Origin of the sequence: Rugamonas sp. (assembly GCF_025354735.1) — a bacterium.
Classification (GTDB): Bacteria; Pseudomonadota; Gammaproteobacteria; order Burkholderiales; family Burkholderiaceae_D; genus Rugamonas.
Window position 1 is genome coordinate 1 of record NZ_JANXMI010000170.1, and the last position, 11382, is coordinate 11382.

Below are 11382 nucleotides of genomic sequence, written 5' to 3' on the forward strand. Positions count from 1 at the left end.
CCGATTGCGGCACCGTGCCGGTGCCGGAAAAGGACCTGCCGGTCGTGCTTCCCGAGCATCTGGTACCGGATGGCAGCGGCAACCCGCTCAACAAGGACGAGGCCTTCCTCAAGTGCGACTGCCCGCAGTGCGGCAAGCCGGCGCGCCGCGAGACCGACACCATGGACACCTTCGTCGATTCGTCGTGGTACTACATGCGCTATACCTCGCCCGGCGCGACCGAGGCCATGGTCGACGAGCGCAACGATTACTGGATGCCGATGGACCAGTACATCGGCGGCATCGAGCACGCCGTCATGCACCTGCTGTACGCGCGCTTCTGGACCAAGATCATGCGCGACTTCGGCCTCGTCAAGTTCGACGAGCCCTTCGTCAACCTGCTCACCCAGGGCATGGTGCTCAACGAGACCTACTACCGCGAAGACGCCGCCGGCCGCAAGACCTGGTTCAACCCGGCCGACATCGACCTGACCACCGACGACAAGGGCCGTCCGCAAAACGCCGTGCTGAAGTCGGACCAGCAGCCGGTGCACATCGGCGGCACGGAAAAAATGTCGAAGTCGAAGAACAACGGCATCGACCCGCAGGCGCAGATCGAACAATATGGCGCCGACACCGCGCGCCTGTTCACGATGTTCGCGTCGCCGCCGGAACAGACGCTGGAATGGTCGGGCAGCGGCGTCGAAGGCGCCAACCGCTTCCTGCGCCGCGTGTGGGCGTTCGGTTACGCGCAGGCCGCGCGCATCGCCGGCGCCGGCTCGGCATTGAGCAGCGCGCCGACCACCGACGCGCAGAAAAACCTGCGCCGCGAACTGCATAAAATTTTGCAGCAAGCCGATTACGACTTGAAGCGCATCCAGTACAACACCGTCGTCTCGGCCTGCATGAAGATGCTCAACACGCTCGAATCGGCGAAGCTCGACGACAGCGCCGCCTCCAACGCGCTGATCGCCGAAGGCTATTCGATCTTCCTGCGCTTGTTGAATCCCGTCGCCCCGCACATCACCCACGTGCTGTGGGAGGAACTGGGCTACGCCGCGGCGCACGGCGACCTGCTCAACGCCGCCTGGCCGCAAGTCGATCCGGCCGCGCTGGAACAGTCGGAAATCGAGATGATGATACAAGTGAACGGCAAACTGCGCGGCAGCATCACCGTCGCCAAGGACGCCGACAAGGCCAGCATCGAAGCGGCCGCACTGGCCAATGAAGCGGTACAGAAGTTCCTCGAAGGGGCGCCGAAGAAGATCATCGTCGTGCCGGGCAAATTGATTAACATCGTCGTCTAAAGGCAGATAATGACTCTTTCGGTTTTGTTCCGGCGCGGCCGGTTGGCGGGCGCCATGCCGGCCTTGGCCTTGACGTTGGCGTTGACGCTGTCGGCCTGCGGCTTCCACCTGCGCGGCGACGGCGGCAGCTACACGCTGCCCTTCCCGACCATCTACGTCGGCCTGCCGAAAGCGTCGCCGCTGGCGGTGGACCTGAAGCGCAATATCCGCGCCAACGGCGCCACCGAAGTGGTCGACGATCCCAAGCTGGCCGACGCCTCGATCATCGTCCTGACCGATCCCGATAAGACCCGCACCAAGACCATTCTGTCCCTGAACGGCAACGGGCGCGTGCGCCAGTACCTGCTGATTTACCAGATCCTGTTCAAGGTCGTCGACCAGCAGGGCAACGAGTTGCTGGCACCGACGGCGCTGAACCTGAACCGTCCGATCGACTTCGACGAAACCCAGCTGCTGGCCAAGGAGCGCGAAGAAGCCGTGCTGTATAAGGACATGCAGACCGATCTGGTGCAGCAGATGATGCGGCGCCTGGCGGCCATCAAGCCCAAGGTCGCGATGTCGCTGGCGCCGGACCATCCGGTGGTGGTGCCGCCGTCGGCGCCGGCGCTCAAGCAGTAAGGACGTTCCATGCAATTGCGGCTTGAAGCGCTCGACGGCCATGTCAGCAAACCTCTGGCGCAGCTGTACGTCATCACCAGCGACGAGCATCTGCTGGCGCTCGAGGCGGCCGACAAGATCCGCCGCGCCGCGCGCGCGCAAGGCTATTCCGAGCGCGACGTGCTGACGGTGGAGCGCAGCTTCAAATGGGGCGAGCTGCTGGCGGCCAACCAGTCGCTGTCGCTGTTCGGCGACAAAAAACTGATCGAGCTGCGCATCCCGACCGGCAAGCCGGGCAAGGATGGCGGCGCCGCGCTGCAAGCGTACGTGAAGGATCTCAGTCCCGACAATCTGACCCTCATCACGCTGCCCAAGCTGGACTGGCAGACGCAGAAGGCGGCCTGGGTGGCGAGCTTGCAGCAGGCCGCCGTCTACATCGACATCGCGCAGGTCGAACGCGCCCAGCTGCCGAACTGGATCGGCCAGCGCCTCGCGGCGCAGGGCCAGAGCGCCGACCGCGCCAGCATCGACTTCATCGCCGACCGCGTCGAAGGCAATCTGCTGGCGGCGCACCAGGAGCTGCAAAAACTCGGCCTGCTGCACGAGCCGGGCAAGCTGAGCTATGAACAGGTGCACGACGCGGTGCTCAACGTGGCGCGCTACGACGTCTTCAAGTTGAGCGAGGCGATGCTGGCCGGCGACCCGGCGCGGCTGGTGCGCATGCTCGAAGGCTTGAAGGGCGAGGGCGAGGCGCTGCCGCTGGTGCTGTGGGCCGTGTCCGAGGAAATCCGCACGCTGTTAAAATTAAAGGCCGGGATGGCGCAGGGCCGGCCGCTCGGCGCGCTGCTCAAGGAGCACCGCATCTGGGGGCCGCGCGAGCGCATGATGGACCCGGCGCTGCGGCGCATCGCGCTGCCGACGCTGGAAGCGGCGTTGAAGGAAGCGGCGCAGGTCGACAAAATAATCAAGGGCCTGCGCGCCAAGGGCTACGCCGGCGACGCCTGGGACGCGATGCTGCAACTGGCGCTGAAGGTCGCGCGCGGATAATCGCGGCGCACACGCATCGGCATAAAAACGGGACCACGATGGACATCAAGCAGTATATGGAACAGCTGGGGCAGCGGGCCCGCGCCGCATCGCGCGCGATGGCCCGCGCCGACAGCGCCACCCGCAACCGCGCATTGCTGCTGATCGCCGACGCCATCGTGCGCGACGCCGCGCTGCTGCGCGCCGCCAACCAGCGCGATCTCGACGCGGCCCTCGCCGCCGGCCTGGCGCCGGCGCTGGTCGACCGCCTGACCCTGTCCGATGCGGCCATCGCCACCATGGTCGAAGGCCTGCGCCAGATCGTCGCGCTGCCCGATCCCGTCGGCGAAATCAGTGGCCTCAAATTCCGCCCGTCCGGCATCCAGGTCGGCCAGATGCGCGTGCCGCTGGGCGTGATCGGCATCATCTACGAAGCGCGGCCCAACGTGACGGTCGACGCGGCGGGCCTGTGCATCAAGAGCGGCAACGCCACCATCCTGCGCGGCGGCTCCGAGGCGATACACTGCAACCGCGCGCTGGCCGCCATCGTCAAGGAAGGCCTGCTGGCGGCGGGCCTGCCGGCCGACGCGGTGCAGGTGGTCGACACCACCGACCGCGCCGCCGTCGGCGCCCTCATCACGATGCCGCAATACGTCGACGTGATCGTCCCGCGCGGCGGCAAGGGCCTGATCGCGCGCCTGATGGAGGAAGCCACGGTGCCGATGATTAAACACCTGGACGGCATCTGCCACGTCTACATCGACGCCCAGGCCGACATCGAAAAAGCCGTCGCCATCGCCCACAACGCCAAGTGCCAGCGCTACAGCCCTTGCAACACGATGGAGACCCTGCTGGTGGCGCGCGCCATCGCGCCGCGAGTGCTGCCGGCGCTGGCCAAGCTGTACGCTGCCAGCCAGGTCGAGCTGCGCGCCGATCCCGAATCGCACGCCATCCTGGCCGGCTACCCGCACCTGGTCGCCGCCACCGAGGAGGACTGGGGCACCGAATACCTGGCCGCCATCCTGTCGATCAAGGTGGTGGCCGACATCGACGAGGCGATGGATCACATCAGCACCTGGTCGTCCAAGCACACCGACGCCATCGTCACCGAAAACTACAGCGACGCCATGCGCTTTTTGCGCGAAGTCGATTCGGCGTCGGTGATGGTCAACGCCTCGACGCGCTTCGCCGACGGTTTCGAATATGGCCTCGGCGCCGAAATCGGCATCTCCAACGACAAGCTGCACGCGCGCGGCCCGGTCGGACTGGAAGGCTTGACGTCGATGAAGTACGTGGTGTTCGGCCACGGCGAAGTGCGTGGCTGATTTGCGCAGCGATTTTCGTAGTGATTTTTTATACGGACGGCCGCGGCACGCCGTCCTTTGTTGTTCACCTGACCGGGAATGCCATGCTCTGGATTAAAGCGCTGCACATCGTCTTCATCATTTCGTGGTTCGCCGGGCTGTTTTATTTGCCGCGCATTTTCGTCAACCTGGCGCAGGAAAGCGAGACCGTCGCCACCGAGCGCCTGCTGCTGATGGCGCGCAAGCTGTATCGCTTCACGACCATGCTGGCGCTGCCGGCGCTGGTGTTCGGTATCATTCTTGTATACTTGCAGTACGCGGGGCCGGACGGTTTCAAGATGCCGCACTGGATGCACGCCAAGCTGGCGTTCGTGGTGCTGGTGATCGGCTATCACCACGCCTGCGGCTCCATCTTGAAAAAGTTCGAGGCCGGCGCGAACCGGCGCAGCCACCGGTGGTTCCGCTGGTTTAACGAGGTGCCGGTGCTGCTGCTGCTGGCCATCGTGGTGCTGGTGGTCGTCAAACCTTTTTGATCGGGGACATCATGACTAAAGTTTGCCAGTATTTTTTCGCGCCGCAATCGCCATGGAGTTACCTGGGACATGAGCGCTTCATCGCCATCGCGCGCCAGCACGGCGTGCAGATCGAAGTGCGGCCCTTCGATTTGAACAAGGTGTTCGGCGTCTCCGGCGGCCTGCCGCTGGCCAAGCGCGCGCCGCAGCGCCAGGCCTACCGCCTGACGGAGCTGGCGCGCTGGTCGGCGTTTTTGAACGCGCCGATGAATGTGCAGCCGAAGTTTTTCCCGGTGTCGCCGGAGCTGGCGGCCAAGCTGATCCTCGCCACCCGGCTGGCGCTGGGCGTCGACGTGGCGCTGGAGCTGTCGCACGCCATCATGCGCGGACTGTGGGCCGAAGAGAAAAACATCGGCGACGAAGAAACACTGGTGCAGATCGCGAACGGCTGCGGCCTCGATGGCCGCATGCTGTCCAAGTCGGCGGAGACGGCCAGCGTGCAGGCCGAGTACGACCGCAACACGGAGGACGCCACCGCCGCCAGCATCTTCGGCTCGCCGTGGTATGTGTATGAAGGCGAAAGCTACTGGGGCCAGGACCGTCTCGATTTCCTCGAACGGGCCATGGCGAAGTAAGCAGGGATGCAGCCGGTTTCAAGCAGTTGATTTTTGGGTTTTTAGTTTTTTAACGGATAAAAGGTACACCTATGGCTTCTTATTTTTGCCCATGCCCGCGCGGCATGGAAGCGGCGTTGGCCGAGGAACTGGGCGAGATCGCCCAGAACAGCACCACCCTGAAGGTGCACAACCAGGTGCCCGGCGGCGTCCACGCCTCCGGCGACCTGCTCGACGCCTACCGCATCAACCTGCATTCGCGCATCGCCTCGCGGGTGCTGATGCGCATGGCCGTCACCGGCTACCAGAATGAAAACGACATCTACGATTTGACGCTGGCGCAGCCGTGGGAAGACTGGTTCACGCCGGACCACACGATACGGGTCGACGTCACCGCCGTGAAATCGCCGCTGCGCAGCCTCGAATTCACGACGCTGAAAATCAAGGACGCGATCTGCGACCGCTTCCGCGACCAGTTCGACAAGCGGCCCTCGGTCGACACCAAGACCCCGGACATGCGCATCGTCGGCTTCCTCGACGCGCGCCAGTTCACCATTTATCTGGACACCTCGGGCGAGGCGCTGTTCAAGCGCGGCTGGCGCGAAGAAACCGGCGACGCGCCGCTGCGCGAAAACCTGGCCGCCGGCCTGCTGCGCGTGGCCGGCTGGAAGCCGGGCATCCCGCTGTTCGATCCCATGTGCGGTTCCGGCACCATCCTGGCCGAAGCGGCCCAGATGATCCAGGGCATACCGCCGGGCGCGCGGCGCGATTTCGCGTTCGAGCGCTTCAACGATTTCGACCCGGCGCCGTGGGCCGCGATGAAGAACGCGATCACGCCGCTTCCGCTGCCGGAAACGCCGACGCTGTTCGGCAGCGACATCTCGGGCGACATGGTGGCCATGACGCGCCATAACCTGCGCTGCGCCGGCATCGTGTTCGACGTGCCGCTCAAGCAGATCGAGGCGCAGCAAGTGCAGGCGCCCACCGATTTCCCCGGCATCATGCTGACCAATCCGCCGTACGGCGAGCGTATCGGCGTGCGCGGCGACAGCACGCTGCCGGAAGATGAAATGGCGACGTCGTTCTATTCGGCGCTGGGCACCACGCTCAAGCAGCGCTTCGCGGGATGGACCGTGTTCCTGTTCACGGCCGACCTGGGCTTGCCGCGTTTGCTGCGCCTGAAGGAGGCGCGCAAGACGCCGTTCTTCAACGGTGCGCTGGAATGCCGTTTGTTCCGCTTCGATATGGTGGCCGGTTACAACCGCCGCGAAGAAGCCAAGCCCAAAAACGTTTAAGCCGTCAGGTAAACAGCAAGGCCGGTGCGCGGCCCGGGGCGGAAATCGGGGGCAGACCCCAGAGCCCCTGGCCGCCGGAGTTTCTCGCCGCCGTTTCAGCAGCTATCCAATATCCGCCATGTTCCCCACCCCACCGTCCGACCTGCCGCCCGATCCCGTCGCCGATATTCCCCGGCCCGAACCGAGCCACATGAAGGTGCTCAGCGCCGGCGCGCTGGCGGTGGTGCTGGCGTCGCTGGCGATGCTGGGCCCCTTTTCCATCGACGCCTATCTGCCGGCCTTCCCCGCCATCGAGTCGTCGCTGGCCGCCAGCCAGATCGAGGTGCAGCAAAGCCTGAGCTTTTACATGCTGGCCTTCGCCGGCATGGTGCTGTGGCACGGCGCGCTGTCGGACGCTTTCGGCCGCCGCAACGTGATCCTGGTGTCGCTGGTGACCTTCGCCATCGGCACGCTGGGCTGCGCCGCCTCGCACACGGTGCACTACCTGTGGATGTTCCGCATCCTGCAAGGCGTGTCGGCCGGCGCCGGCGTGGTGGTGGGCCGCGCCATCATCCGCGATTTATATTCGGACGCGCCGGCCGCGCGCCTGCTGTCGCTGGTGACGATGATCTTCTCGATCGCGCCGGCCGTCGCCCCCATCCTGGGCGGCTGGATCGTCAAGCTGATGGACTGGCGCGCCATCTTCCACTTCCTGTTCGTCTACACCATCATCCTGTTCGTGCTGTGCTACAAGCGCCTGCCGGAGACGCTGCCGCCGCACAAGCGCCAGCCCTTCAATCCGCGCTACCTGGCCAAGAACTACGGCGCCGTCTTCCGCTCGCCGCTGTTCCACATGAAGTCCGGCGTCGTCGCGCTCAACTTCGCCGGCCTGTTCATCTTCATCGCCGCCGCGCCGGTGGCGCTGCCGCAGCAGCTGCACCTGGGGCCGGACCAGTTCGCGTGGCTGTTCATCCCCTCGGTCAGCGGCATCTTCCTCGGCGCGCTGGCGGCCAACCGCATCGCCGGGCGCATGACGTTCGCGCGCCAGATCGGCATCGGCTTCGTGTTCCTGCTCTCGGCCTCGGCCGTCAACGTGGCCTTCCACCTGCTGCACGCGCCCGCGCTGCCCTGGTCGGTGCTGCCGATGTTCTTTTACACCTTCGGCATGTCGGTGGTGGCGCCCGGCGCCACGCTGCTGTCGCTCGACCTGTTCCCCCACATCCGCGGCACCGTCGCCTCCTGCCAGTCCTTCGCCGTCACGCTGCTCGGCGCGCTGGTGGCCGGCGTCATCGCGCCCTTCCTATCACACTCGATGTTGTGGCTAGCGGTCGGTCAGATGGCCTTTAGTGCCTCTGCTCTCCTTTTATGGTTGACGTCGCGCTTTTACCGGAGCATGCTTCTACGCCAACCATCCCCGTAATCGTTGATCACAGGCAAGTTATAAAAAGTTTAACAGGAAATTTTACTTGCCGAGAAGTTATCGTGTATGGTTATGCTAATATGACTTTTTCCGAAACTCGGGTTGACGGCGCCAACGCAGGCAACTGTGTCCGATACAGGTCACTTAAACGTAGTTAATAAAAACCGTGGCGGCGCCATCCGATGGGCGCCGCCTCCCTTTTCGACGCAGTTCCCTTGGCGGCAAAGCTTGATAACGATGCATCAATCAGACCACGATATCCGCAATCGCCTGTTGATTGCCCGTCTGCCGGCCATGCCGCAGATACTCATCAAGTTGATCGAGCACTTGCAGGCCGACGACGCCGGCATGCCGGAACTGGCGGCCCTGATCGCCAAGGACGCTGGCATGACCAGCAAGATCCTGACCGTCGCCAACAGCTCGGCCTACCACCGCAACGGCCGCACCGTGGGCCTGGAGCAGTCGCTGGTGTCGCTGGGCACCGACATGATCAAGACGCTGGTCATCAGCGAATCGGTGTTCCAGACCTTTAACAGCTTCCCCCATTCCGGCAGCACCGACTTGCGCGGCTTCTGGAAAACCTCGCTGACGACGGCCGTCATCGCGCGCGACATCGCCAAGAAAATGGAGTACCCGCACGTCGAGGAAGCCTATCTGGCCGGCCTGCTGCACAACGTCGGCCGCCTCGCGCTGCTGGCCACGGCGCCGAAGGAATACGCCGTCAACTTCATGGCGCGCGACGACGAGGACCTGTGCGCCGTCGAACAGCGCACGCTGCAAATTACGCACTCGGAAGCGGGCGCCTGGCTGATCGAACGCTGGCACCTCGATTCCTTCCTGGCCGACAGCGTGCTGTATCACCACGAGCCGATCGCGCGGCTCGAATCGGCGCACCCGCTGATCCGCTTCGTGCGGCTGGCGCACCTGTTGTGCAGCCACCAGGACCAGGCGGTGGCGATCGAGGACAGCGGCCGTTTGTGCGGCCTCGATGCCGACGAGCTGGAACTGATCGTCAAGAACGCCGCGCGCCAGGTGCAAAAGTCGGCCGAATACCTCGGCATCGACCTGGCCGGCGCCGACGACATCGTCGCGCCGTCGGCCTACGCGCCGCCCCCGGCCGATCCGGTGCAGCAGCGCCTGTCCGAAGAAGTGCGCAACATGGTGCTGGTGTCGGAGATGGGCCAGACCTTCGCGCGCCAGCAGGGCGAGGGCAATCTGCTCGAATCGATGACGCGTTCGGCGCGCATCCTGTTCGATTTCGACACCACCGTCGTGCTGCTGGAAAATCCCACCGGCCACGCGCTGATGGGCAGCGCCGCCGGCGACCAGCAACAGCGCCTGGCCGAATTCTCCATCCCGCTGGCGCGCGGCGGCGTGGTCGCCGAGGCGGCGCTCGAACGCAAGCTGGCCTATGTGAGCCGCGACGCGCAAGCGCTCAGCATCGCCGAAGAACAGCTGTTCCGCATCCTCGGCACCGACAGCCTGGTGTGCCTGCCGCTGGTGGCCAACCAGCGCTGCCTCGGGGTGCTGATCGGCGGCGCGGCGAGCTGGCAGATGTCCGGCTACCAGAAGCGCGAGCGCTTTTTGCAGTCGTTCGGCACCCAGGCCGCGCAGGCGCTGGAGACGGCCATGAGCGAGCGCGGTCACGCCAAGCGCCAGCTGGCCCACGTGGCCGAGGAATACCGCGAGGCGTCGCGCCGCGTGGTGCACGAGGTGAACAACCCGCTGTCCATCATCAAGAATTATCTGTCCGTCCTCGACGGCAAGCTGGCCAAGCGCGAGCCGGTGGTCGGCGAGATGTCGATCCTGAACGAGGAGATCGACCGCGTCGGCCAGCTGATCAACGGCCTGGCCGATTTGCAGCCGACCGAATCGAGCCGCGTCACCGACGTCGCGCGCGTGGTCGACGACGTGCTGCGCCTGTTCCGCGCCACCGACTTCGTGCCGGCCTCGGTGCAGATCGTGGTGCGCATGCAGGAGGAGCCGGCCGAAATCGACGGCGACGCCGACCTGCTCAAGCAAATCCTGGTGAACCTGATTAAGAACGCGGTCGAGGCGCTGCCCGGCGGCGGCAAGATCGAAATCAGCAACCGCGGCCACGTCAACCGCGAACGCCGCCTCTACCTGGAGCTGGTCGTCAGCGACACCGGGCCGGGCCTGTCGGCCGAGGTGCTGGCCAATCTGTTCTCGGCCGTGCGCAGCACCAAGGACGGCGCGCATCACGGCCTGGGACTGTCCATCGTCCACAGTCTGGTGAAAAAGATGCAAGGCTTGATTACCTGCCGCTCCGGCAAAACGGGCACCACTTTCGAAATTCTGCTGCCCGCCCGTGGCAGCGCCAGTCAACTCGCCAGCGTGCCGACGCGGGCGATGGATTCAGTTTAAGGCCATGATGAACCTGAACCCAGCCAACGTTCTTGCCGCTATCGATACGTCCCTGGATTCCCCGGACTCCCTGCCCGCGCCCCATCCGGCACTGCCGCTGAGGACCGAAAATTGTCCCCGCATTTTGCTGGTGGACGATGAACCGCGCTTGCTGTCGTCGCTGTACGAGCTGCTGCGCGACCGCGACTACCACCTCGTCACCGCCACCTGCGGCAGCGAGGCGCTGGCCCAGCTCTCGCGCATGCGCTTCGACCTGATCCTGCTCGACCTGCGCCTGCCCGACATGAGCGGCCACGAGATCATGGACTTCATCAACGCCAAGGGCATAGACGGCGACGTCATCGTCATGAGCGGCGACGTCGGCATCGAAGCGGCCATCGGCGCCCTCAAACGCGGCGCCTACGATTACCTGCGCAAGCCCTACAGCCGCGAGGAGCTGCTCAAGACCGTCGAAAACGCGCTGCAAAAACGCCAGCTGGCGATCGACAACGAGCGCATCGCCGACAAGCTGGAAAACTCGGAGAAGATGTACCGCTACCTGGTCGACAGCTCGCCCGACATCATCTACACCCTGAACCACGAAGGCAAATTCACCTTCGTCAACGACCGCGTGCAGCAGCTGCTCGGCTTCTCGCGCGAAGACCTGATCGGCAAACATTATTCCATCCTGGTGCACGACGAGGACCAGGAGCGGGCCCGCTATGTGTTCAACGAGCGCCGCGTCGACGAGCGGGCGTCGCGCAACGTCGAGCTGCGCCTCAAGTGCAACACCGGCAGCTCCGTCGAGCGCACCTTCAACAACACCTTGATGACGATCTCGCTCAACGCGATCGGCATGCACGTGCCGGACCACGAAGTCAAAAAACACGAATTCTTCGGCACCTACGGCGTGGCGCGCGACATCACGGACCGCAAGCGCGCCGAGGAAGTGATCTCTTACCAGGCCTACCACGACATCCTGACC

10 protein-coding genes are annotated in these 11382 nt (G+C 64.8%); all 10 read left to right on the top strand.

The annotated features are described in order from the left end of the window. On the top strand, positions 1-1286 hold a 1286-nt coding region (locus tag Q0S71_RS13975; RefSeq protein ID WP_295996599.1), incomplete at its 5' end, for a class I tRNA ligase family protein. 54 nt (positions 1287-1340) lie between these two features. Further along, positions 1341-1904 carry an LPS assembly lipoprotein LptE gene (gene lptE, locus Q0S71_RS13980; RefSeq protein ID WP_295996602.1) on the top strand — a complete coding sequence of 188 codons (564 nt, stop codon included), beginning with the start codon at positions 1341-1343 and terminating at the stop codon, positions 1902-1904. A 9-nt stretch (positions 1905-1913) separates the two neighbouring features. Then, positions 1914-2930 carry a DNA polymerase III subunit delta gene (gene holA / locus Q0S71_RS13985; RefSeq protein WP_295996605.1) on the top strand — a complete coding sequence of 339 codons (1017 nt, stop codon included), beginning with the start codon at positions 1914-1916 and terminating at the stop codon, positions 2928-2930. Between the two features lie 38 nt (positions 2931-2968). Further along, positions 2969-4234, top strand: coding sequence for a glutamate-5-semialdehyde dehydrogenase (locus Q0S71_RS13990; protein WP_295996608.1), 1266 nt, complete (start codon positions 2969-2971; stop codon positions 4232-4234). An 83-nt stretch (positions 4235-4317) separates the two neighbouring features. After that, entirely contained in the window at positions 4318-4746 is a 429-nt protein-coding gene (locus Q0S71_RS13995; RefSeq protein WP_295996611.1) for a CopD family protein, read from the top strand. A gap of 11 nt (positions 4747-4757) precedes the next feature. Beyond that, entirely contained in the window at positions 4758-5360 is a 603-nt protein-coding gene (locus Q0S71_RS14000) for a 2-hydroxychromene-2-carboxylate isomerase (protein ID WP_295996613.1), read from the top strand. A 104-nt stretch (positions 5361-5464) separates the two neighbouring features. Further along, positions 5465-6634 (top strand): class I SAM-dependent RNA methyltransferase, encoded by a 1170-nt coding sequence (locus Q0S71_RS14005; RefSeq protein ID WP_295996626.1) that lies wholly within the window; start codon positions 5465-5467, stop codon positions 6632-6634. 118 nt (positions 6635-6752) lie between these two features. Next, on the top strand, positions 6753-8033 hold the full coding sequence (locus Q0S71_RS14010) for a multidrug effflux MFS transporter (RefSeq protein ID WP_295996618.1): 1281 nt from the start codon (positions 6753-6755) through the stop codon (positions 8031-8033). Between the two features lie 237 nt (positions 8034-8270). Beyond that, on the top strand, positions 8271-10418 hold the full coding sequence (locus tag Q0S71_RS14015) for an HDOD domain-containing protein (RefSeq protein ID WP_295996621.1): 2148 nt from the start codon (positions 8271-8273) through the stop codon (positions 10416-10418). A 4-nt stretch (positions 10419-10422) separates the two neighbouring features. Then, the coding region (locus tag Q0S71_RS14020) for a response regulator (protein ID WP_295996623.1) at positions 10423-11382 on the top strand (960 nt) is incomplete at its 3' end.